Origin of the sequence: Bacillus sp. FSL W8-0116 (genome assembly GCF_038003825.1) — a bacterium.
Classification (GTDB): Bacteria; Bacillota; Bacilli; order Bacillales; family DSM-4216; genus Bacillus_O; species Bacillus_O smithii.
In genome coordinates this window covers 748,745-774,230 of the sequence record NZ_JBBOPY010000001.1, presented here as the reverse complement: position 1 = coordinate 774,230, position 25,486 = coordinate 748,745, and the positions used below count along the sequence as shown (strand labels likewise).

Here is a 25,486-nt window from a genome sequence, read left to right as displayed (position 1 = left end):
TCATGAATAGATTAGCACATCACCTAGGAATCCACAAGTTTTTGACGATGTTGGGGTTGGCACTTTATTTCTCAAAACCTGTCATGAAGCATCTCGTTCATATCGTGGATGCGATGATTACAAAGGGCTTTTCGGGAACACTGACCGATCTACATCACGGGAGTTTTCATCCGAACCATCGCACGACACTCAGCCATTTTTTCACGAAAAGCCCATGGGAAGAAGAGACGTTGCTTCGCAAACTCCAGCAGTGGGTGCTTCATCGTGTCGAACGCAGCTCGAAACGAGAGAATCAACCCATTTTTGTTTCGATCGATGATACGATTTGCCAAAAAACGAAGCCCTCGTCACGGGCAACACACGCCATTCAAGGGTGTGATTGGCACTATTCTCACGCAGAGAAAAAGTCGATCTGGGGACATTCTCTCGTTTGGCTCATGGTTCATACGATGACCCAAGCGTTTCCTTTTGCCTTTCGCCTCTACGACAAGACGGCGGGGAAAAGCAAAGGGGAACTCGCGATCGAGATGCTTTCTTCGTTGGATGTGAGTCGACCCGTTTATGTGCTCATGGACTCTTGGTATCCATCGAAAACCCTCGTGGGAGCCTGCTTGAAAAAAGGGTTCCACGTCATCGCGATGCTCAAGACGAATCGGATTCTCTATCCAAAAGGGACGGCCATTCAAGCAAAGGAATTTGCCAAATCTATGGAGCCACGGGATACCCGCCTCGTCACGGTGGGAAAAGAGCGTTATCGGGTGTATCGCTACGAAGGTGCTCTGAACGGTCTCAAGGATGCCGTGGTGCTGCTCGCATGGAAAGCCGATCAGCCGATGACACCGAAACATCTTCATTGCGTCTTGAGCACCGATCGCGAGCTAAGCGATGAAGACATCTTGTGCTACTATGCCGAGCGTTGGTCGATCGAATGTTTTTTCCGTCAAGCGAAAGACCAGCTGAAACTCGATGGATACCGCGTTCGCGGGCGTCGGGCGGTGAAACGGTATTGGATCTTGGTGCAACTTGCGTATGTGTACAGCATGTTCGAGTCGAACAGTGATGTTTCGGATGGGCTCGATCTCCTGCGCAAGAGAAAAGGACATAGCCTCGTGGAGTTCATTTATCGTGCAGCAAAACAAAATATTCCCATTGATGCCGTGAAAAAACAGCTCCACGTGGCATAAGGGGTACCCCGTTTGTCTCTTTTTCGTATGGTAATCATTGTTAATAAAAATGCTCATCTACAGTAAAAGTATAAAAAATAAAGCACTCGACAAATAGCTACCAGCATGTTATTTTACAAAATATTACAATAATCTTGTTTTCGGGCATACCTACAGAATTTTTCACATTGAATTTTTTTAAGCGGCTTTCTTCCCTTTATTTTCCTTTGCCATCGCTAGCGCTGAAACAAGTAATACAATAGCGTTCAGGTAAATATGGGTCTTTACTTTTTCAATTCCCCATACATGTAGGGAGTTCGCCGTAAGGTAGCTTTTCATTCTTGAATTACAGCGTTCTACACTTGTCCTCTCGTTGTAAAGCTCTTTCCAACGTTTTGTATCACGGTGCGGATTGGAATATCGGCGCACATCCTTTTTGATGTCGACTTTTACCACCATTCCATAGTTGGAAGATGAACAGGCTGCCATTCCTAATGGGCAATCCACTTTGCCGGTTGCGTGAGGACATCTGAACTTGAGCTGGTCCTTATCAGCTCCCCAATAAGTCATTTCATAACCCATGGAACAACGCGGAGTTCCATTGGAAGAAATCCCTTCAGGAGGCTCTTTTTCGTTGCGCAAATTGAGCGGGATAATGGCTTGCGCTCCAATGTTTTTGGCTGATTCATAGTTTTTTAGTTGGTCATATCCGCCATCCATGATCAGAAATTCAATTTTGGATTTGGTACGCTCTGCCACTTGCTCTATTCATTCTGGTGCGACTTCTCCATCGTTCACATGGGCAGGGGTTACTTTTATGGCCATTGGCAGTTCGCTTGCGGTATCGACTGAAAGATGCATCTTATAGCCAAACCAGGTAATTTTATTGCCGAAGGAATCATATTTTGCGCCCCAATTGGCATTACCCGTTTGTTCACTACGCTTTTTGGGCTGTTTCTTTTCATAGGCATCAATGGCGGCACTGTCGATGGCCTGGTGGCTGCCGTCAATTATTCCTTCCTCCTGAGCTAACTGTACCAAGTCAAGGAAGATCTTTTCAGCCAGCTTTTTTTTGGTAAGTGCCGCAAAAACCCGGCTGAGAGTGGAGATAGACGGTGCGGGGCGATCAATCGATAAACCGCATTGATAACGGAAACGAAGGTCTTTATCCAATCGATGATGAAGGGCGGTAAAGGTGTCGATGCCTTCGAGTGGGGCAGCGATGAGAGCCCTTAGAATCCCTTCTCTGGAATGACCGTCAGCCCCTCGGGGTGAAGAACTTCTCAACTGTTTAGCATAAGGGCGTAAATCAAGCGAGCTAAAAAAGATAGGTAATTTCTCTTTTGACTCTAATTTTTGCAGTTCTTCAAAGGAAAATAGGCTTTCTTGTAGAATATACAAAGTGACTTCCTCCTTTTGAATTTTTGTGGTTTCGTCACTTCAAAAATTCTACATTTTAGGGGTGAAGTCCTTTTTTGTGTCTTTGAAATCCTTATGGCTCTTGAGTCAAAAAATATGCAAAATGCTCATATAGAAATGGCTTTCTTCATTCAATCTTTACATTGTTTTTCATTGATTATTTTCGTTCTGTCAGCCGCAAAAAAGAATATATATAGTAATAGGTTTGGTAAATAGTAATCATTCCGATTTAAAACTGCTTTGGTGAAGACTTTTTCAGTTTAAGAAAGTATTGCGATCAACATCTAATCTAAATGCGATTTAAATCTTTATTGGAAAAGGAGCAGCAAAATGAAAAAACCCGTTTATATCATGAGTGGATTTTTAGGAAGCGGAAAGACTACAGTTCTTCTGAATCTAATGGAAGCATGCAAAAAAAGAAATCAAAAACCGGCTATCATTCTGAACGAACTGGGGTCGGTCAATGTCGAAAGCCATTTATTCGAAGATCAGCGTGTCATTGAAATATTAGACGGATGTATTTGTTGTACCATTCAATCCAATTTTAAAGAAACATTAGATCAGCTAATGAAAGAACGGGAAACGTTTGATGTTTTATTCATTGAAGGAACAGGAGTAGCAAATCCGATTGAATTAATGGAAGTTCTGTTACAGCCAACATATAGTAAAGTATTTGACATTTTCTCCATTATTAGCGTCATTGATGCAGGAAACTTTTTATCCCATCTTAGCATTTTCTCCTCGTCTTCAGAGTTAATTCAGCTTCTGAAAGATCAAGTTCAATGTGCAACTTATATTGTTATGAATAAATTAGACCAAGTGTCTAAAAATAAACTTCATAAAATCGAAGAAAATCTTCATCAATTGGTGTCAGAAGAAGTTCCAATTCACTTTACTACTTTTGGAAAAATTCCTATTAATGAAGTATTTATGAAGCGTTTTACGATCAATCATTTGTCTCATGACAGAAAAGGTGATGTTCATGAACACGTTCATCATCATGCATTCATTGAAGCAGTGAGAATTGAAAATGTGTCTGCTGCATCTAAAAAAACGTTGGTGAAATGGCTGAACTCTCTTCCCGATGAGTTGTATCGCGCCAAAGGAATTGTCAGATTAGAGGGGAAAGAAGATTTCTATCAAGTACAATATTCACCAAAAAACGTGAGAATGTACCCTATTCGTACAAGAAATCAAAATATGATTCCGAGTATGATTTTCATTGGAGAACATTTCGCTATTCAAAAAATAAAAGAACAGTTTGAACATGAGTTCTCTTCATGACCATAACTTTTTGTCATATAGGAAGAGAAGCTATTTGGAGGTTTCTTTTGCCTGAAAAGGTTTTCTTCTAAATGTCGACAAACTCATCTTCTCAAGTTGGGTTTGTCTTTTTTGAGAGGTGGCAAGGGAAACATTTCCATACACCAATATATAAAATTTAAAGGGGTTTTTCCGTCCGTTGAAATGGGTTGATCGTTTTGCGTCTTTTGCTCTATTCCTTGGGGAAAAGCTATGTTTGATTTGATAGGGAATCTTCTATTAGTTTCTGTCATTTTTTATCCGATTTTTCATAGACTATTAAAAAAGTGATCAAGATTGGCGGAGGAAAAACAATGATCGTTTCCTATTTGTACACTTTCGTAAGAAATATTATTGGTTTTTTGTTATTTATTTGTCTGATCTATTTGTTTATTCATGACCCATCCAAAATCGACATTGCCTTGCCGGATTCTATCAAAAATCAAATGACAATTTTTCTGAGTATTTTGTTGGAATCCTTTCCTTTTATTCTTATAGGCGTCTGTTTTTCCGCTTTGATACAAATTTTTATTCCTGAAAAGGTCATCCAAAGGATATTTCATAAACGAGGACTTTTCATGTTATTGCCGGCTGCACTATTAGGTCTAGTATTTCCAATATGCGAATGTGCCATCATCCCGGTCATTCGGCGATTCATTCAGAAGGGGATGCCGCCGTATATCGGAGTCACGATTTTAACGGCAGTTCCTATTATAAATCCGATTGTTTTCTTTTCTACCTATTATGCTTTTCAAGGTCAACGAGAAATCGTATACCTACGAATGGGACTGGCTTTTTTCATTTCCATTGTCCTTGGCATTTTGATGTTTATCTGTTTTCGCCGCTACAACCCTATAAGAAATAGGAGAGAGGTAGTCGTACAAGGGGAGGAAAAGATAGAGGATTATCCTAATAAAGGAAAACAGTTTTTATATCATGCAATAGATGAGTTTTTTGAAACAAGCAAATATGTGATCATTGGATCTTTATGCGTCGTCATTTTTCAATCTTTCGTGAAAAGAGATTGGCTGTTATCGTTGAGCCACCATGATCATGCGTCTCCTATTATCATGATGGGAATGGCCTATCTTCTCTCTATTTGTTCAGAGTCTGATGCCTTTGTAGCCAAAACGTTTGTGAATACATTTTCTTATAGTTCGATTCTGGCCTTTTTAGTATTTGGACCGATGTTAGATTTGAAGAATACTCTGATGTTATTTTCTTACTTTAAAACACCGTTTGTTTTGACTCTCATTCTGTTTATGGTTGCAGTGGTTTATCTTTCCGTTCTTTATTTACAAACAGCGTATTTATAGGGGAGAGAAGGAGCTTGAAAAACGTTTTTAGCGAAAGATTTCATGCTTATCTTCGAGGACTGATTTTAATAGGATTTGCTTTGTTATGGCTGAAATTGTTATTAACCGATCAAATATTGAATTATATTTCTCCGAGGATGTTACCTTTAATCTCATGTTCCATCTTATTATTTTTAATTTTAGGCATTATTCAAATTGTACGAAGCACTTCTGATGAAGAGACAAATTATCATTGCCAGTGTGGTATAGATCATCAAGAAAATTCTTCGTTTGCCCAAAATATCGGTCTGTATTCCATGATGTTTTTTCCTCTTCTTATAGGATTTATTTTTTCAAACCATGTTATGGAAAGCTCCGCTGTGAAGAATAAAGGCATCCAATATAGCTTGGTGAAGCAAAAAGATGATTCAAAAAATCTTTCCGGCAGCAGCAGTGCCCATTCTGCAAAGAACGAGAGTGGGGATATAAACGGTTCAAACGATGGATCAGCAGGAAAAAGGACAATCGTTGTAAATGATGCCCATTATGTTGACACCCTCAGTATGATCGATGAGAACCTAGATCATATGATAGGGAGAAAAGTGGAAATAACAGGATTTGTGTATCGCGAAGAACAATTTCGTCCCAATCAATTAGTGGTTGCCCGGTTTGTTGTTTCTTGCTGCATAGCCGATGCTTCTGTCTATGGATTATTGGTAGAGGGAGACAATCTGGCCAACTATAAAAAAGATACATGGGTCAAAGTAACCGGTATTTTATCTAAAGTGAATTATCAAAATAATATACTGCCTAAGTTAAAGTTAGAAGATATTCACGTTGTTCCCCGACCGAAAAATCCTTATGTTTACGAAACATATAAGCAAATTGAATAATTTTTCCATGTTATGGTGGTTTTAGGTTCAAATTCTAATCCATGTTATACATCATGATAAGACCATTCAGGAGTTGGTATGGGCAATAGGTGCTCTGCAGCGAATTTGCTTCCCCATTGTTTTGTCTTATTTTGTTCAGTACTTTAGCCTCATCGTAAAATCAATCCGCTTTTTCATGGAATTTTGAATTTTGATATAATGAATCACATCATTCCATCTTTTCGATGAGTCCGTAAGCACTATTTGTATGAAAAGCGGAAATGAAAGTATATCCACCGAAATTTGTCATTCTATCAAAATGACTGGACCATCTTTTAATCAGGGAAGAGTCATGTAAAAATCGTACCGCACGCAACCCCATTCTTTATTGCTTGCTTCAGGTCGATTCAAGTATAGAGAAAAGAAGAGGGTTGCGTGTTTTCTTTTTACCGAGATATAGATCCGTTTGAAAATAGATTTTCCGAAAGCAAAGGAAGAAATGCCGCAAAACGGGAACAGCTTCTGGTGACGGATTGATGACTTTCCTATAGATGAAAGAAAATTATTTTAAGCCTGTATTGGCTTTGACCGTCACTTCAGCGAATTTTTTGTCATCTCGTTTTGGCGACAAAACGGTACCTAAATAAGCTCCTAAAAATCCGATTGGCACGGATATGATGGCAGGATTGGTTAATGAAATAAGCGGTTTTCCGACTATAATCGCGGCGCCTGGTTCCGGAGCGATCACGTTTGGACTTATGATGACGAGTATAAGGGATGAAGCCAGACCGGAAAGCATTCCTGTAATGGCTCCTGCCGTATTAAACTTTTTCCAGTAAATCGTAAATAGAATGACGGGCAAGTTGGCGCTGGCTGCCACACAAAATGCTAATGAAACGAGAAAGGCCACATTCATTTTTTGGGCAAATAAAGCTAAAATGATGGATAATGCAGCGACGGAAATACAAGAATAACGAGCAGCTGACACTTGTTGTTTTTCCGTTATGTTTCCTTTTTTGATAATCTGCCCGTAAATATCATGTGCAAAAGCGGAAGCCCCCGATAAAACGAGCCCGGCTACAACCGCTAAAATCGTTGCAAAAGCGACGGCAGATACGAAAGACATGAGGAAGTCTCCGCCCAACACTTGCGCCAGCAACGGAGCGGCCATATTCCCTGCTGCGTTCGCTTGAATGATTTTTTCGGACCCGACAAAGGCAGCGGCGCCGAAGCCCAGAAAGATGGTCAAAATGTAAAACAATCCCACGACCCAAGTGGCCACAGCGACAGAACTGCGGGCCGTTTTTGCGTCCTTTACGGTGAAGAAGCGCATTAAAATATGAGGAAGGCCTGCTGTTCCAAGTACTAATGCCAGCGTAATCGAAATCGTATCGATCGGATCTTTATATTTAATTCCCGGATGCAAAAAGTTTTCGCCATGAGGTGTAGCGTTTTTTACTTCAGTAAACATATTGAATAGGTTAAAATGAAATTTCATTAAAACTAAGAAAGAAATAATGACCGTTCCAAGCATTAACAAGGCGGCTTTAATGATTTGCACCCAGCTTGTGGCGGTCATTCCGCCGAACAGTACGTAAATTGTCATCATGATGCCGACAATTAAAACGGCGATCCAATAATCAATGCCGAGCAATAATTGGATGAGTGCTCCCGCCCCGACAAGTTGGGCGATCATATAAAAGATCACGATGGCAATAGTGTTGATGGCGGCAACCGCGCGGATTTTCTTTTGGTTGAACCTAGCGGTAATCATGTCTGCCAAAGTATATTTTCCAAGGTTTCTCAATGGCTCCGCCACGATGTACAGAACAACTAAATAGGCAACAAGATAGCCAATACTGTAGAAAAACCCGTCAAATCCGTTTAAGGCAATCGCTCCGGCAATTCCCAAAAAGGATGCGGCAGACAAGTAGTCGCCCGCAATCGCCAAACCGTTTTGCCAGCCGTTGAGTCCGCCGCCGGCTGTATAAAACTCGCTAGCCGTTTTGGTTCTCTTCGCTGCCCAGTACGTAATCACAAGGGTAATGCCTACAATAATAACAAATAAAATAAATGCCGTTATACTCATACGTTACTCCCCTTGTTTTTATATTCTTCCAAAATGTTTCCTGCCATATCATCGAATTTGTTTGCCTTTTTGACATATACCGTACAAAGCGTCCAAGTCATGATAAATTGGGCAAAGGCGAAAATCCAAGCCCAAGAAATATCGCCGATGGCATAGTGGTTTAACATTTTAGTAAATGAGGTTAGAAAAGGAAGCGCAAAGTAAAAAACGAGAAAGAATACTGTGAGTGGTACAAGAAATTTTCTTTTTGATTTAACAAGATGTTGAAATGGTTCGCTGGCAGCGATTTTTTCGTAGTCGATCGTTGTGCTTTCCAACGGGGATGATGATTGCAACTCTTTGTTTTCCATATTCGTCACTCCTTTATAAATGATTCAGTTCTGAAATCGTTTACATATATCAGAACCATGAGTTTATTTTAAAAAAACAATGGTCCATACGCAATATATTTTTAGAAAATTTTGATAATTTAAGTGGGTATTATCATTCTCAGCCGCTATGCTTTAAATTTTCTGGGGCAAGGAGTACTTTAGTAAACCAACTCATGGATTGGAGAAAAACTCAACGAGGCCTTTTATATGATAAGGAAACCTTTTTGACATTTCTTGTATGCATCACAAAATAATGAGGACAAAAAATAAGTATCGATAACCGAAAAACGGCGAATCATAACCATTAGGGAGGGATACTAATATGGCTCAAGATGTTCTTTGTGAAGTTCATAATTGTATATATTGGAGCAATGGAAACAAATGCAGTGCAGATACTATTTATGTGGTCAGTCACAAAGGAAAACAGGCATCGAGTACTGAAGAAACAGATTGTAAAACATTTAGACCAGAAGCTTAATTCGCTAAGGGGTAGCCAATATTTGGTTACCCTTTATTGTTTTTAGATGATTTACATTCGAATTTGAATCATTCATTTCTTATTTTATGGCTTTTATCCCAAGCATATGGGATTCATTTGTAGGTACTTTGTCATTCGTTCTATTAATGGATGACGGGTCAGTTTTTTGTTTTGAATTTGATCTTGAAAACAGCAAAAACTGGGGAAAAATTTTAAGGGTTGAAAACCTTTTTAAAGGGTGTGGGGAGAGTTATACCGTTTTTTCTAATTTAGGAAAAAATTATCATTTTTTCAAAAAGATATTGACTATGATAATCATTATCAATTAAGATAATACTTGCAATCGATAATGAAAATCATTCTCAATATATGAATTGAAACCCCCTCTTTCTGTTATGAATGGAGAATGAGAAAAATAAAGGAGTGGTGAAGGATGAAAGCACCTGTTTTTGCACATATAGGAAATCAAGACCTATTGGCGATGCAAGAAAAAAGAGAATCGAATGCCAGGTCATATCCAAGAAGGCTCCCTCTTGCGATTAAAAGAGCTGAAGGCATTTATATAACAGATATGAATGGCAAGCAGTACATTGATTGTTTGGCAGGTGCGGGTACGCTGGCATTGGGTCACAATCATGAAGTGATACGAGAAGCCATTGAAAAAGTCCTGCAAGCGTATGTGCCATTGCATACGCTTGACCTAACCACACCAATTAAAGAAGCCTTTATTGATGAACTATTTGCTTCTTTACCTTCTTCGTTTGCTGAAAAGTCAAAAATCCATTTTTGTGGACCAACGGGAGCTGATGCAGTCGAAGCTGCTTTGAAACTGGTGAAAACAGCAACGGGAAATCGAACGATATTATCATTTCAAGGAGGGTATCACGGTTCGACTCATGGAACGTTAAGCATCTCCGGAACGACAAACCCGAAAAAGAGGATTCACGCGCTTGTTCCTGATACCCATTTTCTTCCTTATCCGTATGCCTATCGCTGCCCGTTTGGTATAGGAGCAGAAGGACACCGTATCAGCAGCACATACATTGAATATTTATTAGACGATCCAGAAAGTGGAATCGTTTCTCCGGCAGGAATTATTGTGGAAGTGGTTCAAGGAGAGGGAGGTTCGATTCCAGCCCCGATCGAATGGCTCAGAGAACTTCGGCGAATCACTAAAGAACGTAATATTCCTCTTATCATCGATGAAGTGCAAACGGGGATCGGTCGAACAGGAAAAATGTTTGCTTTTGAACATGCAGGAATCGAACCGGACGTTCTTGTTTTATCCAAAGCCATCGGAGGAAGTTTGCCTTTATCCGTCGTTCTTTATGACAGAAGTCTTGATCAATGGGAGCCGGGAGCCCATATTGGAACGTTTCGCGGAAACCAAATGGCAATGGCAACGGGAAAAGCCACTATACAGTTTGTGAAAGAACATCACTTGCCAGAGCATGCTCATGAATTAGGACAATATGCCATGGGGCAATTAAAACAAATGCAAAAACAAGTTTCTTCCATCGGTGATGTAAGAGGCAGGGGTCTTATGATCGGGATTGAAATCATTGATCCGACCAAACAGCCAAATGCGATCGGAAGTTACCCTGCCCATCCAGAGCTTGCCAAGAAGATTCAGCAAGAATGTTTTAACCGCGGGTTGATTTTGGAAGTTGGGGGTCGTTTCAGCTCCGTCATTCGACTGTTGCCGCCGTTAATTATTTCAAAAGAACAAATCGGTGATGTGTTGCAGCGGTTTTATGAAGCCGTAATAAATGCTGAATCTTATTTTGGATTGCGCTAGAAGGTGATGGGCATGAATTCCAATTTTCAAAAATGGTTTCTTCATCCTGACGGTAAAAGCGAGAAAACCTATCGCTTACTCATGGATGAGATCATGACATTAATATGTGAACAAACGAAAAAGGCGAAAAAGCCGTTTTCCGGGACAAGCTGTTTGGAGATAGAGGAAAAAGTGAAGGAGGCGCTCCACATTCCAATCGCCGGCCAAGAAGTAGCGAAAGTGATGGCGGAAATTCAAGACGTTATTGTGGGAGATTCGTTATGGATTTCCCATCCTTCCGCTATGGCCCACCTGCATTGTCCCCCTTTGCTTCCATCGATTGCGGCAGAAACGATGATTGGAGCGTTAAATCAGTCGATGGATTCATGGGATCAAAGCCCCTCTGCCACCTACGTGGAAGAGGCGCTTGTGAAATTCTTTGCTCGAAAAATTGGCTATTCTCATGAAGCTGATGGTGTGTTTACAAGCGGGGGCACTCAATCTAATTATATGGGATTGCTGCTTGCTCGGAATAAAGCATGTGAAACGTACTTCAAGGTGAATGCCCATCAAAAAGGTTTGCCATATGAAGCAAACAAGTTGCGCATCCTTTGCTCGGAGCATGCTCATTTTACTGTGCAGCAGTCGGCCGCACAGCTTGGATTGGGAGCGAATGCCGTAGTGACAGTATCGACAGATGATCAGCAGAAGCTGTTCATAGATGATGCGATGGACAAACTGAAAAAGCTTCGTCGAGAAGGATTGATTCCTTTTATGATAGTAGCGACAGCAGGGACAACAGATTTTGGAAGCATTGATAGTATAAGTGAGACGGCACGATTGGCAAAGGACGAAGGATTATGGCTTCATGTCGATGCCGCCTATGGCGGAGCGCTTCTCTTTTCTCATCAATATCGGTCTTTATTAGATGGATTGCATTTGGCTGATTCGATCACCATCGATTTTCATAAGTTATACTATCAATCCATCAGCTGCGGTGCTTTTTTTGTGAAAAATAATCAAAATTTTCACCGTATTGCTTATCATGCGGATTATTTGAATCCTGAGGAAGATCAGGAAAAAGGGATGATCCACCTTGTTGAAAAAAGTGTTCAGACAACGAGGCGTTTCGACGCTTTGAAATTATGGATGACTTTCAAATTATTAGGGACCGATCTCTTGGGGCAGATGATTGATTATACGATTGATTTAGCGAAAGAAACGGCATCGCTCATGAAAAAAGATCCTTGTTTTGAAGTGCCGGTATATCCGGAAATGAATGCGATTCTGTTCCGCTATTTACCGTCACGTACGGAAGACCGAAAGTATGTGGATGAAATGAACCGTAAGATGCAGCAAGCCCTTTACGAAAACGGCGAGTTCATTATAGCCAAAACAAGACAGGATGGAAAAGTATATTTAAAATGCACGATGCTTAATCCGCTTAATACGATCGATCATATGAAGAAACATATAGAACGGATGAAGAGATTGGGAGAAAAAATAGAGAAAGAGCAAGGAGAGAAAAGGCATGAATATTCCATTCATTACGAGCCACATTACGATGCAAAACTTAATTAATTGTTATGTAAAAGAGACGGGAAGAGGGGAATGGAAGCATCCGGATGACATTCCTGTTCAAGTCCAAATACCAGATGTTCCCTATGTATTAGTACTTTCTTTTGATCAGCAGTCTGTTACAGTATATGTTCCTGTTCAGTATAAGTCGCCAACAGGCCGCCACCTCTATTCATCTCCTATTTATTATCAATTGATAGATGGGGAAATGGAAGAACTCGACTATGTCACATTGGCTTTGTTGATTCAAAAAGAATGCAGACTCGAATCGGACAAGCTCATTCATTCAGACGAACTGATCCTTCGTATCCTTTTAAGCTATCAGAATATGAAAACCATTCTTGCAGAAAGAAAGGAGGATATAGAAGAATGCTATCAAAAAGAAAAAAACTACCTCCAATCGGAACAGTCATTGATCGTCGGACACCAGCTCCATCCGACGCCGAAAAGCCGACAAGGAATCGATGAAGATGAAGAGCATATCTTTGCTCCTGAACGAAAAGGAGCTTTTCAGCTTCATTATTTTCGAATTGTGAATGAACTGGTAGAAGAAGATTCTGTGTTGGCAAAAAAGGCATCCACTCTTATTAAAGAAGAACTGTTGTATGATCCTTTGGTTTCAAAAGCTTTTAAAGAAAAATATTGTCAGAAAGATGGTTTTTCTCTTATACCAGTTCACCCGCTTCAGGCAAGGAAGCTTTTGGGGAATGAATATGTGTGTGACCTGATCCAATCAGGGAAAATGGCTTATCTTGGACCTCATGGAAGAAAATATTATCCAACTTCTTCCGTACGGACTGTATACCACCCAGAGGCAAAGTTCATGTATAAATTTTCGATTCCGGTGAAAATCACCAATTCGTTGCGTGTTAATAAGCGAAAAGAGCTGCATCGCGGGGTGGAAGTGAGTCGTTTGCTTCACGGAGAGATTCGTGAACAATTACAAGAACAGCACCCTTCATTTCGCATTATTGAAGATCCTGCTTATATTTCGTTAAAATCCGATTCTTATGAAACTGGATTTGAAGTCGTCATTCGTGATAATCCATTTCAAGAAGGAAATGAACTTCGGACTACTTTATTAGCGGCGTTATGTCAAGACCATATTACAGGAGGACGTTCCCATCTAACCAACATCATTTTGGACATTGCACACCGAGAAGGGACTTCCGTTGCGGAAGTGAGCGAGGAGTGGTTTGCTCGTTATTTAGAGATCAGTTTGCGGCCTCTTTACTGGTTATACGAAACGTATGGGATTGCCTTAGAAGCCCATCAGCAAAACTCCATCGTCAATCTGGACGAAGAAGGTTATCCATCCACTTTCTATTATCGCGATAACCAAGGCTATTATTTTATGAGATCAAAAGCGGAAGCTCTTAAAGAACTGGTTGGCACTTTAAACGAAAAAAGCGACACAGTATGCGACGATGCTATTGCAAAGGAGCGTTTTTGCTACTACGTATTGTTTAATCATTTATTTGGTTTAATCAACGCGTTCGGAGTGAACCGTTTAATAGATGAAAACCGTTTGTTGATCATGGTTAAAGAAGAGTTGAATCAATTAAAAGCTCAACTGGGTGATCGTACGAATTTGATAGAATCTCTGCTAACGGAAAGAGAGCTGCCGAGCAAGGGGAACTTACTGACAAGAGTGCATGATATGGACGAGCTTGTAGGGTCTCTTGCATCGCAATCCGTTTATGTTCGAGTACCTAATCCAATCGTTGCTGCGGTGGGTGAATGGCATGAAGTGTAATATCATGGCTCAACAGAGCTATCCATTTGAAAGGTACGATCCCGTCATTCAAAAAAAGATTACATTTCGGCCGGTTCGTTTAGAAGAAGATGTGAGTCGGCTTCATTCATGGATGCATGAGCCGCATGTCATTCCCTTTTGGAACTTAAATATCCCTTTTACCGAGTATAAAGCACATTTACAGAAATTTCTGCATGACGATCATCAAATACTTCTCATTGGAGAAATGGACGGGATTCCAATGAGCTATTGGGAGTCCTACTGGGTGAAGGATGATATTATCGGGAAATATTATCAATTTGATGAATATGATCAAGGCATTCATTTATTGATAGGACCAAAGGAGTTTTTAGGAAAAGGCTACATTTATCCGTTATTGTTAACCATTTTGCATAAAAAATTTCAAGTTCAAGAAACGACTCGCATTGTGGCCGAGCCCGATGTGAGAAATGAAAAAATGATTCATATATTCCAAAAATGCGGTTTTCAGCCCATTAAGGAGGTGGATCTCCCTGATAAAACAGGATTATTTATGATTTGTGAGAGGAAAGGATTTGAAAAAAGATGGACAGATTGGCAAGAGAACAGATTTTAGATGTAATTGGCGTCGGAATCGGTCCTTTTAATCTTGGATTGGCTGCTTTACTGGAAAAAACAGATTGTCGTTCCATATTTTTTGATCGAAAAGATCAATTTGACTGGCATCCGGGAATGTTGTTGGAGGGAACGACTCTGCAGGTACCTTTTATGGCAGATGCCGTAACGATGGTCGATCCAACAAGCCGTTTCAGCTTTCTCAACTATTTACATGAGCATAACAGGTTGTATCGTTTTTACTTTTTTGAAAAATTCCTAATCCCACGTACAGAATACAATCACTATTGTCAATGGGTGGCCAGCCAGCTTCCACAGCTTCAGTTTGGATGTGAAGTAGAGAACATTGAGCAAACAGAAGAAGGATATTATCGAGTGACCGTTTATTGCCAGAAAGAAAAGGAAAGAAAAACGTATCACACGAAACATGTAGTAGTAGGCGTAGGAACGAGACCGTACGTTCCCGATAAGTTTCAAAACGTTCTTGGTGATCGAGTTTTTCATTCTGGTCAGTATTTGACCAAGCGAGATAATATTTTGAACGCGAATTCGATTACGGTGATTGGATCCGGACAGAGTGCAGCGGAGATTTTCCACGACTTATTGTTAAAGCAGCCGGAACATGATTACCAGTTGAATTGGTTTACAAGATCCAAAGGATTTTATCCGATGGAATATTCCAAACTTGGTCTCGAGCATTTTTCGCCAGATTATACACGATATTTCTATAGGCTGCCGAAAGAAAAGAAAAAAGAAGTTTTGAGCAAACAAGCGCTGCTATACAAAGGGATCAGCTTTAAGACCATTGCCGACATTTACGAGTTATTGTATGAACGGACAGTGGGAAATAAAGTGCTGAATGTTCATCTGCAAGCATTAACCGAATTAGTGTCTATAGAAGAGTGGGATCATCTATATCGTTTAACGCTGTACCAACATGAACAAGAAAAGAGTCACCAATTGAATAGTGATGTTGTGATCCTGGCAACGGGATATCATCCTTATATCCCGGATTGTTTGCAAGGAATCAAGCATATCGTGGATTGGGATGAGGACGAACAACTTGTCATTCAGGAAAATTATAAAGTGAAGTTGAACAAGGAAGGGCAAAACCGCATATTCGTTCAAAACGGCGAACTTCATACTCACGGTGTAGGTGCACCTGATTTGGGACTAGGCGCCTTTCGAAATGCAACGATTATCAATCAGTTGGCAGGTAAAGAAATTTACCAAACCTATGAAAAAAATGTGTTTCAACAATTCGGGCTGTAGAAAAAAAGAAATGACGAACAGGGAAAAAGGATTTATTTACAGTTGTCTACTGTTTACGTTGATATCAGAAATGCTGTTATCCCCGTTTTATCCGCAGCTATTTTCCGACTATTTTCAAGTGGATGGGGTGCAAGCGACGAGCTTCTTTATCATTTGCTGTCGCCTTGTTGTGATTGTGATGACACCACTGTGGGCGATGATTTGGAAATTAAGAGATTTTCAGAAATGTATACCGATCTTGTTGACAGCTATGGGAGGGTGCAAAATCCTCCTCCCTATGGGCCATACGTTTCCTTATTTTTTAATCGTTTCACTTATTTTGCTCTGTTTCCAAAGCGGAATTTATTTGTTATATCCGACGCTCGTGGCTGCAAGCAAAAATGAGGAAGAAAAAGTAAGAGCTACGACGACTTATTTATGGATCTTTCATGGGAGTGTGGTCGTATCGGGAATGGCTGGAAGCTTTATGGTGAACCAGCCGTTCCAGTTCGACAGCTATTACGTTTTTGCATTCATAGATTTCGTTTTTGCGATCGCAAGTGGCTTTGTTTTCTCTCGCAATGAAGCGATGAGAAAAAGGGGGTGTGTAAAAAAGAAAGAAGATTCCGTTAAAAGAAAAAGTAGAAGGTGGTCGGTGGAATTTTTAGGATATTTGCTCACTGTCTTTCTCTTTTATATTGGACATAATGCCATACGTCCCTACTTTACGGTTATTCTTGACGACAGATTTGGCCTAACCAAACAAGTATCAAGCTTGTTATATGTATTACCAAGTATTGTGGCGATTGTACTGCAATTTTTATTGCCGAAGCGTTGTCTAAAAACGCATATGAAAGCCATCTTCATTAGCTTAACGGGTATAACCGGGGGATTGCTTATTATCCAATGCTGCCAGAAGCATATGGTTGTTTGTTTTCATTCGAATCTTGTATGGTATGTGTTTTTTTGTAAGTCTGGCGGCATTAGATCTTTTATTTTTCCAAATGGGAATCGGAAAAAAAGCGCCATTGTCTTATAGTATTGTCTCGTCGATGCAAAATGTTTCCCTGCTTTTATCGCCGATGGCTGCTTTGATGATGGTGCAGCATAACGGCTTGGAAGCACCTTTTCTCCTGTGTGGTTTTCTTTTATTGGGTTCGACACTGAGCATAATCTTGAGTTCTATCCATATGGATCCATCATCTTCAAATTCAATGAAAAGGAGAGTTGAACGTCGTGAAAATTTGTGAAACTCCTGTCCATATGATAACAGAAAAAGCTTTTCAAGAAGCCGATCAACGACTTTTAGCCAAAATGATTCAAGAGTTCATGTATGAGGAAATTATAATACCTAAGGTATTCAGTGAGGATGAGTCAGAAGGCATTCGGTATTGCGAATGGAAAGATCAAAAAGGAAATGTTTACTATTTCCAGGCAAAACCTCGCCTATTTGACAGTTATTATGTTTTACCAGAGAGCATCAAAGTGGTAACGAATGAAAAAAGCGATATACCACAGTCTCTTGCTTTTTTGTTAAGTATAAAAGAGGAAGGAAACATGTCAAGTTCTACGGCGGGACATTTAGTAAAAGAGTATTTACATACATTAGTAGCGGATACTCATTTGAAAGAAAGATCCAAGTTATCGCAAGACCTGATTTTATTAGATTATTCGGAATTGGAAGGAGAAATGACGGGGCATCCTTGGATCACATACAATAAAGGCCGTATTGGATTCGGGTATGATGACTATGTCAAATACGCACCGGAGCAAAAGAAAAAGGTCCAGCTGTCATGGATTGCCGTTCATCGAAATATTGGCACTTTTCATTCGGTAGACGGTTTAACTTATCAGCATGTGATCGAACAAGAACTTGGTGAAAAAACCTATCAGCTTTTTCTGAAAAAGCTGGAAGAAGCAGGAGTCAAAGCGAAGGATTATTATTTCATGCCCATACATGCCTGGCAATGGAACAATGTGATTGTGTCTATGTTTGCTGCTGAAATAGCAAGAAAAGAGTTGATTCCGTTAGGAGAAGGAGAAGATGAATATCTGCCTCAACAGTCGATTCGCACTTTTGTGAATGTAACAAGCAAGGAAAAGTTTCATGTGAAGCTGCCGATGAGCATTTTTAATACACTTGTATACAGGGGATTGCCGAGCGAGAGAACGGTGATCGCTCCCAAAGTAACGACGTATATGAAAAATATTCTGGAAAACGATTGGTTTTTAAAGGAAGAATGCCGCCTTGGTCTGTTGGGAGAAGTGGCGACCATCAATGTCGATCACCGCACGTATACGAACTTAAAAGGAGCTCCTTATCAATATCTTGAAATGCTTGGTGTGGTGTGGAGAGAAAGCGTCTATAAGGAACTGAAAGAAGGTGAGCGAGCGATTACACTTGCAGCATTGCTGCATGTAGACCATGAAGGAACTCCGTTCGTATCCAAATTAGTGGAACGATCCGGTCTTACGGTAGAACAATGGGTGAAAAAGCTTGCAAAAGCGATTCTGCCACCGTTGCTTCATTATTTATATCAGTACGGTACCGTGTTTTCACCGCATGGCCAAAATACGGTGCTTGTGTTAAAAGATTACAAGCCAGAGCGCATCATTATGAAAGATTTTGTCGATGATGTCAATATTAGCGACCAGCCTCTTCCGGAACTTGAGGTGTTGTCTCCCGAGTTGAAAAAAGTATTGCGCAGCGAGCCGCCTGAAGGATTGACACAATTTATTTTAACCGGATTATTTATTTGCCATTTCCGGTATTTAAGCAACATTTTACAGGAAAAAGAACAATTTTCTGAGTATCGTTTTTGGGGCATTGTTCGTGAAGAAATCCTATCATATCAAAGAAAATTTTCGCATTTACAAGACCGATTCAAGCTCTTTGATTTGTTGCGTCCAACGTTTACAAAGTTGGCACTGAATCGAAATCGCATGTTCGATTATGGTTATGCAGACGGAGAGGATCGTCCGCATGCCAGCGAGTATGGAGAAGTGTCGAATGCACTGTATGAAGTAGCCATTCAGACTAGCAAGAAGAAGTAATTATCGTTTTTGCGTTAAAAACGTTTATGATCCCACCCCCTATCATATAAATTCTCAATATTAAAGGGCGAACTTCAATGAATGAACCATTCATTGAAGTTCTTTTACATCTTGTAAAAGAGAAACCATGGAAGTATTAATTAGTCTTAAACAAGGAGCAGTTCTCTGCCAATCTTCAAATAAGATCTGCCTGTTGTGAATGGATGATTTCATGTTTTTTATTAGCCGTTATAAAGATTAGCAGAACACCTGAAAATGATGAATCTAAATGAAACAGATAGCCGACCAGTTGTACAAAAAATGAGTAGAATAAAGTAGAAAGGATTCATTCGATTCATATGATCATTTTTCATTGCAAATAAGCCGGTCGTTTTATAAAAAGGCTCTTTTCTAAAAAATTGTTGCTAATAACCTCAATAAATGTTTACCAAATTTTTTCAAAAATAATGGTATAATAAATCTGGGAGTGATGATTATGTTAAGGTTAATATCGGTAATCATAACGATACCCTTAGTAGCCATTCATTTCGCCATTCTATACTTTTGGGTTTTCGATTGGCGAAAATTGGTTACACAAGTGGGCTTAATAAGTTGGATTTTCTCAATTATATTGGGTATTTTCGTCTATTTTGCTTATCGAAAGTTCATTAGAAACCAAAAATTTACTGTTGTCAGTAGAAAAGTATTATTCAGTTCAACTTTAATGACCATCGTTTTAGGTGTTCTTACGTTAGTCATTGAAGTAATTACAAGGTCAATGCCTTAGGAGGGGATTAATTTATGCACTCCTTCTAATTGTTTCAACAGTTGTAAAATTTACTTGTTGGCAAGAGGCAAGGAACATTTCTTTCGCTTGTTCTTTTTTCGGTATCTTCTTATTCAATTCAAGAAAACGATGCCAGAATAAGTAGTTATCAAGGTATTTCGTTGCTACACCTTGAAACCTATCCATCCACTTTTTCAAACAAGTATGATACCCGTTGACGTGTTGAATATGGTAAATTCCTTTCTTTGTATAGACACCTTTGCGAACATTAATGGCTTCGTGTTGTAATCCCTTCATCGTAGCGAATTTTTTATAGTTGGTTGCTGTATCTGTGCATAGCAAAGCAGAGGTGTCAATATGTTTTCCTAACACCTCATCAATTTCCATAGCCGTAACACGACCTCTTCCTACCATTTGGGAAAGGATTTGTCCGTTTCTATCGTGTGCAACTACCACACAAATTTGTTCTTTAGAAATGCCACGTTTTTTGGCTACACCGCCACGTTTACGAGCCTTTCTGTGAGCGATGAACTTTTTGCCTTTTTCACTTTCTAAAAAGTAAGTTTCATCGCTTTCCACGATTCCCTTTAGTGTTGGATGACCAAGAGAACGAATCGCATATAGAATTTTGTGTCGCCAATAAAAGGCAGTTGAAATGTGAATATGAAGTTCTTCCGCTATCTTTGGCAATGTGTAGCCTTTCACCATCATCTCAAAGTATTTCAGCCATTTATGAGGGTATCTTGTTCCTGACAATGGGCTACCTGTCATATCGTTGAATGACTTCCCACAATCTTTACATAGATACCGTTGGCGAGAACGATATCTCCCATTACGTTTAACGGACATACTTCCACAGTGAACACACGCTAATCCTTTAGAAAAGCGAGTTTCACGAACCTCTCTGACCATTTTTGAAATGTCGGATTTTGGCTCTGGAAACAAGTCCTTTTTAATGGCTCTAAATAATTCCAACTGTTCTTTCTTTGGAAGTGTATAGAAGTCTTGGTAAACATCGTGCCAAGCCATTGCCATACGGAACACCCTTTCTACCTTTTATGACTCTATTGTACATAATGTCCTATATAGCAACAATCTATACGAAAATAGCCTATAAAAAACAGCATGTTTGTTTGTTATTTCGTTTTCTTGATTAGTAGTCCGCCGCTCGTAGTGTTGGGCCGGCTTTTTGTACAATCCGGCGTCCTTTTCCGTGGGGAAGACACATCGGTGTGCCGAAAATAGGGTCAACCGCAATTTGGCAATCGATTTGAAAGACATCTTTGACAAGTTCGCATGTTACCACTTCTTCAGGTTTTCCTTGATCATATACCTTTTTATCATGAATGGCGACCAAATGATGAGCATAGCGACACGCTAAATTTAAATCGTGCAGCACCATTACAATCGTGCGTTTTTTTGTTTCATTTAATTCAAACAGCAAATCTAAAATTTCAATTTGATGAGCCATATCTAAATACGTAGTAGGTTCGTCTAATAAAATCGTGTCAGTGTCTTGGGCCAGCGTCATGGCAATCCACGCTCTTTGCCGCTGGCCACCTGAAAGGGAATCCACAGGACGATCTGCCAGCGTCTCCATTCCTGTCAGTTTTAATGCTTCTAGAACTTTATTTTCGTCTTCCTCTGACCATTGTTGAAACCACCTTTGATGGGGGTAGCGTCCTTGTTTAACCAACTGCAATACGGTAATCCCTTCCGGTGCAATAGGGCCTTGAGGGAGAATGGCAAGCTGTTTTGCCACTTCTTTTGTTGGCAGTTTCAAAATCTGCTTTCCATCTAATAGGATCGTCCCGTTAGCCGGTTTAAGCAATCGAGCTAAAGATTGTAACAATGTGGATTTGCCACATCCATTACTGCCAATAAACACCGTAATTTCCCCTTTAGGGATTTGTAAGTCCAACTCTTCAATAATGACGTTGTCTCCATATGATAAAGTCAATGATTTTGTTTCAATGGCTTCCATGTCATTCTCTCCTTTCCAAGCAATTACTGATTCCTTTGTTTCAATAAAAGATAGACAAAATAGGGGGCTCCAATAGACGCCGTAAAAACACCAGCCGGAACTTCAATGGGTAAAAACAGCGTTCTTCCGACCAGATCAGCCAGTAAAACTAAAAGAGCTCCCATGATAGCAGATGAAGGAAGCAGATACCCAAAGGAAGATCCGACTAATCTCCGACTGATATGAGGGGCCAGCAAGCCAACAAAACCAATCGTTCCTCCAAAAGCAACTGCGCTGCCGATTAAACCTGTGCAAATCAATAAAAACAGGAAACGATATGTATGGACACGATTTCCAGCACTTTTGGCAATTGGTTCGCCTAATTCTTGAATGTTTATGTCCCGAATGATGAGGAAACTGATCAACATTAATACAGTCGTAATCGGCAATAGTATGTTTACATCTTGCCAGTCAGATCCATAGACAGTTCCCGTAATCCAAATATTGGCTTGACTCGCACGGTAAATAGGACTAGTAATCATAAAGAGTGTCGTAGCGGCCTTCATGAAAGCAGATAAACCGATTCCAATTAACACTAAACGAATAGGGGAAAGATTCCTGCCGTGGTTGGCTAAGATATATAAAAGCAGTGCAACGGCGGTGGCTCCCACGAATGCGCTCAAAGGCAACCATTGAATGCTGACGGTCAAATTATTATCTTTGTCACTAAAGAAAGTCAAAAAGAGCACAACCGCAGTAGCGGCTCCTCCTGTAATCCCCATAATGTCAGGAGAAGCTAGAGGATTGCGCGTCATTCCTTGTAGAATGGCGCCAGCTACAGCCAAACTGCTTCCCACTAAAATAGCAATGAGAATCCGAGGAAGTCGAAAATGAGTCACCACTAATTGTTCAAATGCATTTCCTTTTCCGACTAATACCTCGATCACATGAAATGGGTTGATAAACGTTTCTCCCAAGCTTGCGCTGATTGTAAAACAAACGAGCAAAAGGATAAAAAGAAACAGAATAAGAAATAAAGACTTTTTACTGATTAAAAAAGAAAAGTACTTGGTTCGCAAAGTCAGATGATTTTTCATAACGCTTCTCCTTTCTTGCGCGCTATGTAAATGAAAAAGGGAACCCCTATGAAAGCCGTCAACACGCCGACGGGTACTTCTTCAGGCATTAAAATATATCTGGCTCCAATATCCGCGATAATCAAAAAAATTCCACCTAAAACAGCGCAATAAGGGAGAACCCAACGATGGTCATTTCCCACCAGCCAACGGGCAACATGCGGAACCATGACACCCACAAAACTGATCGGACCGGCAACCGCAACGGCTCCTCCGGCCAAGAGTACGACCATTAAAGACATAAGGAGTTTGACCATCCCTGTTCGTTGGCCCAATCCTTTCGCCAATTTCTCACCCATGACTAAAATATTGATTTGCTTTCCTAATAAAAAGGAACAGGCAAAAGCAAAAATCATATAGGGAAGTACTGCAAAAAGAATCTCAAGCTTTCGTCCTTGAACAGATCCCGCCAGCCAAAATAAAACTTGATCTAAAGAAGATTCGTTGATAACAAGCAGCCCTTGGGTCAATGAGCCGAACATAGCGGCAATCGCAGCACCCGCCAATGTCATTTTCATCGGTGTAAGACCATCTTTACCTAGTGATCCAAGGCAGTAGACAATAAAAGAGGCAATGGCAGCTCCTAGAAAAGCGATCCATGTAAAGGAATGGAGCGAACTAACAGAAAAAAAGATAACAGCGACTACTATAAAGAGGCCGGCACCAGCATTTACTCCCATAATGTCAGGAGAAGCAAGAGGATTTTTGGTAAGTGCTTGCATAAGAGCTCCCGCTACAGCTAAACAACCACCTACCGATGCGCCAATCAAAGCTCGTGGCAAACGAACATTTTTAATGACAAGTTGAGTATTTGAGCCGCTAAAATCTTGAAAAGTATCTATCACTGCTCGTACGTTTGTATCGGTGTATCCTAAGATGATGCTCAAGCCAATACAAATCGTTAGAACGATGATTCCTCCGATTAATCCAACCAATCGTGTCGTAAAGCTGCTTAACATAAGGTCTTTCTCCTTGTCTATTTAATCGATTTCAACATCCCTGTTCATTAATAGTCTAGAAAATTAATAATAAACAGTCAATGACTATGATAATCATTTTCAATTAATCATTGACAACCGGATCTATCACTCATAATATGGTATTTGAGAATGAAAATTACTATCAATTATCTCGGGAGGGAATAATATGCAAATGGTTTCTACCAAACTAACTACTTTTTTACTCATTCTTGTTGCTGTCTTTGCTCTGGGAGCTTGTAGCAGCAGCGGAGATACATCTTCGAAGAAAACCACCGCTTCTCCGAGCACCAGCTATACGGTCAAACATGCCATGGGTACTACAAAGATTAAAGGGACACCGAAACGTGTTGTAATTTTAACCAATGAAGGGACAGAAGCTTTGCTTGCGATGGGTGTGAAACCGGTTGGAGCTGTTCAATCATGGGAAGGGAATCCTTGGTATGATCATATTAAAGATCAGATGAAAGGCGTCAAAGTAGTAGGTACAGAAGACCAACCAAATTTAGAAGAAATCGCTTCATTGAAACCGGATTTGATTATTGGGAATAAAATGCGCCAAGAAAAAATTTATAAACAATTAAGCGCTATTGCGCCTACTGTTTTTTCTGATGTACTACGAGGAGATTGGAAAGAAAATTTCAAACTTTATGCGAAAGCTTTACATAAAGAAAAAGAAGGCAATGAAGTCATTGCAAAATTTGATAATCGTGTAAAGGAATTAAAGCAAAAGCTAGGGGACAAAACAAAGATGAAAGTTTCTGTCGTTCGATTTGTTCCAGGAGATGTTCGGATTTATCATAAAGACACCTTTTCTGGAGTGATTTTAGACCAACTAGGATTTGCTCGCCCTGCCTCACAAGATAAAAACGACTTTGCGGAACAACACGTAACAAAAGAGCGTGCGTCTGCTATGGATGGCGACATTCTTTTCTATTTCACTTATGATACCGGTGACAATAAAGGAAATGAATTAGAAAAGGATTGGATTTCTGATCCGATTTTCAAAAATTTATCCGTTTCGAAGAATCATAAAGTTTATAAAGTGGACGATGCTATTTGGAATACGGCAGGCGGTGTCATCGCTGCTAATTTAATGTTGGATGATATTGAAAAATATTTTCTTAATGATCAGCAATCTTAAGAAGAATGTTGTTGTGAATGTTTTTTTGTTGTTGAAACTTGGATTCATACACGTTTTTCATAAAAAGATTGATGTCATCATATCGTATTATGACTGAATTTTCACTCGATTGATTTTACTCAAACGTTTTTGTAAAAAAAGCCCAGGCTGACTCAATATGTTATGGAGTCAGCCTGCATGTACGCTGCGAGTTCCTTTTTAGTCAAAAGCTTTCTTACTTTTTTGCAATAGGTGTGGAATTTCTTTTTAACGCTGATTTGAAGAATATAAAATCAGATATTTCGATATCCTTATATCCTGTTTCGGCTTTGCATTTTATCTTTTTCTGAAAAAGGATTTTCTCCGCTTTCGCTTTATTGATTTTTTTCGTAGGATCACACAAATGATGTAAGGGACTAAGCTGTGTTTCTTAAGAAATAATCTTGACACTAGCGATTTCAAGTTTATAATTGATAATGATTATCATTATAAAAGTTGGTTTTCATGACATAAAAGCGATTT

Annotated in this window: 19 protein-coding genes and 1 pseudogene; 13 read left to right on the top strand and 7 right to left on the bottom strand. The window is 39.9% G+C overall.

Annotation, left to right across the window (positions count from 1 at the left end):
• Nucleotides 1-2: 2 nt before the first annotated feature.
• Complete coding sequence (locus N1I86_RS03610; RefSeq protein ID WP_003353085.1) at nt 3-1,184, top strand: IS701 family transposase; 1,182 nt, start codon at nt 3-5, stop codon at nt 1,182-1,184.
• A 177-nt stretch (nt 1,185-1,361) separates the two neighbouring features.
• Here the strand turns inward: N1I86_RS03610 and N1I86_RS03605 are convergent.
• A pseudogene (locus N1I86_RS03605) lies at nt 1,362-2,564 on the bottom strand (transposase).
• Between the two features lie 348 nt (nt 2,565-2,912).
• Between N1I86_RS03605 and N1I86_RS03600 the strand changes: the two are divergent.
• The 3 genes from N1I86_RS03600 to N1I86_RS03590 all read left to right on the top strand — a co-directional run bounded on the left by N1I86_RS03600 (nt 2,913) and on the right by N1I86_RS03590 (nt 6,072).
• On the top strand, nt 2,913-3,866 hold the full coding sequence (locus tag N1I86_RS03600) for a CobW family GTP-binding protein (protein WP_341095001.1): 954 nt from the start codon (nt 2,913-2,915) through the stop codon (nt 3,864-3,866).
• Nucleotides 3,867-4,198: 332 nt separating this feature from the next.
• Nucleotides 4,199-5,200, top strand: coding sequence for a permease (locus N1I86_RS03595; RefSeq protein WP_048622967.1), 1,002 nt, complete (start codon nt 4,199-4,201; stop codon nt 5,198-5,200).
• A 14-nt stretch (nt 5,201-5,214) separates the two neighbouring features.
• Complete coding sequence (locus N1I86_RS03590) at nt 5,215-6,072, top strand: TIGR03943 family putative permease subunit (RefSeq protein WP_341094998.1); 858 nt, start codon at nt 5,215-5,217, stop codon at nt 6,070-6,072.
• A gap of 541 nt (nt 6,073-6,613) precedes the next feature.
• Here the strand turns inward: N1I86_RS03590 and N1I86_RS03585 are convergent.
• Complete coding sequence (locus N1I86_RS03585) at nt 6,614-8,140, bottom strand: solute symporter family protein (RefSeq protein WP_341094996.1); 1,527 nt, start codon at nt 8,138-8,140, stop codon at nt 6,614-6,616.
• Entirely contained in the window at nt 8,137-8,490 is a 354-nt protein-coding gene (locus tag N1I86_RS03580) for a DUF485 domain-containing protein (RefSeq protein WP_003354225.1), read from the bottom strand. The genes N1I86_RS03585 and N1I86_RS03580 overlap by 4 nt, the downstream gene beginning before the upstream one ends.
• 343 nt (nt 8,491-8,833) lie before the next feature.
• Here N1I86_RS03580 and N1I86_RS03575 point away from each other — a divergent pair, with 343 nt between their 5' ends.
• The 8 genes from N1I86_RS03575 to N1I86_RS03540 all read left to right on the top strand — a co-directional run bounded on the left by N1I86_RS03575 (nt 8,834) and on the right by N1I86_RS03540 (nt 18,999).
• Nucleotides 8,834-8,989, top strand: a complete 156-nt coding sequence (locus N1I86_RS03575; protein WP_003354226.1) for a DUF1540 domain-containing protein — start codon at nt 8,834-8,836, stop codon at nt 8,987-8,989.
• Between the two features lie 433 nt (nt 8,990-9,422).
• Nucleotides 9,423-10,787: an aspartate aminotransferase family protein gene (locus tag N1I86_RS03570; protein ID WP_003354227.1), complete on the top strand. Its 1,365-nt coding sequence runs from the start codon at nt 9,423-9,425 to the stop codon at nt 10,785-10,787.
• A gap of 12 nt (nt 10,788-10,799) precedes the next feature.
• The gene (locus tag N1I86_RS03565) at nt 10,800-12,347 is read left to right on the top strand and encodes a pyridoxal phosphate-dependent decarboxylase family protein (RefSeq protein WP_341094991.1); all 1,548 of its coding nucleotides are present in this window, start codon (nt 10,800-10,802) and stop codon (nt 12,345-12,347) included.
• Nucleotides 12,298-14,100 (top strand): IucA/IucC family protein, encoded by a 1,803-nt coding sequence (locus tag N1I86_RS03560; RefSeq protein WP_341094989.1) that lies wholly within the window; start codon nt 12,298-12,300, stop codon nt 14,098-14,100. Before N1I86_RS03565 ends, N1I86_RS03560 begins: the two co-directional genes overlap by 50 nt.
• 4 nt (nt 14,101-14,104) lie before the next feature.
• Nucleotides 14,105-14,695, top strand: coding sequence for a GNAT family N-acetyltransferase (locus tag N1I86_RS03555; protein WP_234395464.1), 591 nt, complete (start codon nt 14,105-14,107; stop codon nt 14,693-14,695).
• Entirely contained in the window at nt 14,665-15,966 is a 1,302-nt protein-coding gene (locus tag N1I86_RS03550) for a lysine N(6)-hydroxylase/L-ornithine N(5)-oxygenase family protein (RefSeq protein WP_341094984.1), read from the top strand. The genes N1I86_RS03555 and N1I86_RS03550 overlap by 31 nt, the downstream gene beginning before the upstream one ends.
• 10 nt (nt 15,967-15,976) lie before the next feature.
• Nucleotides 15,977-16,984, top strand: a complete 1,008-nt coding sequence (locus N1I86_RS03545) for an MFS transporter (RefSeq protein ID WP_341094981.1) — start codon at nt 15,977-15,979, stop codon at nt 16,982-16,984.
• A 197-nt stretch (nt 16,985-17,181) separates the two neighbouring features.
• Nucleotides 17,182-18,999: an IucA/IucC family protein gene (locus N1I86_RS03540; RefSeq protein WP_341094979.1), complete on the top strand. Its 1,818-nt coding sequence runs from the start codon at nt 17,182-17,184 to the stop codon at nt 18,997-18,999.
• A 778-nt stretch (nt 19,000-19,777) separates the two neighbouring features.
• Here N1I86_RS03540 and N1I86_RS03535 read toward each other — a convergent pair.
• The 4 genes from N1I86_RS03535 to N1I86_RS03520 form a co-directional block, all read right to left on the bottom strand.
• Nucleotides 19,778-20,800: an IS1595-like element ISBsm2 family transposase gene (locus N1I86_RS03535; protein ID WP_341094977.1), complete on the bottom strand. Its 1,023-nt coding sequence runs from the start codon at nt 20,798-20,800 to the stop codon at nt 19,778-19,780.
• 118 nt (nt 20,801-20,918) lie between these two features.
• Nucleotides 20,919-21,749: an ABC transporter ATP-binding protein gene (locus tag N1I86_RS03530; RefSeq protein WP_327797605.1), complete on the bottom strand. Its 831-nt coding sequence runs from the start codon at nt 21,747-21,749 to the stop codon at nt 20,919-20,921.
• A gap of 23 nt (nt 21,750-21,772) precedes the next feature.
• Entirely contained in the window at nt 21,773-22,825 is a 1,053-nt protein-coding gene (locus N1I86_RS03525; RefSeq protein WP_341094974.1) for a FecCD family ABC transporter permease, read from the bottom strand.
• The gene (locus N1I86_RS03520; RefSeq protein ID WP_341094972.1) at nt 22,822-23,823 is read right to left on the bottom strand and encodes a FecCD family ABC transporter permease; all 1,002 of its coding nucleotides are present in this window, start codon (nt 23,821-23,823) and stop codon (nt 22,822-22,824) included. Before N1I86_RS03520 ends, N1I86_RS03525 begins: the two co-directional genes overlap by 4 nt.
• 193 nt (nt 23,824-24,016) lie before the next feature.
• Here N1I86_RS03520 and N1I86_RS03515 point away from each other — a divergent pair, with 193 nt between their 5' ends.
• Nucleotides 24,017-24,985, top strand: a complete 969-nt coding sequence (locus tag N1I86_RS03515; RefSeq protein WP_040341383.1) for an ABC transporter substrate-binding protein — start codon at nt 24,017-24,019, stop codon at nt 24,983-24,985.
• The last annotated feature ends 501 nt before the right edge of the window (nt 24,986-25,486 follow it).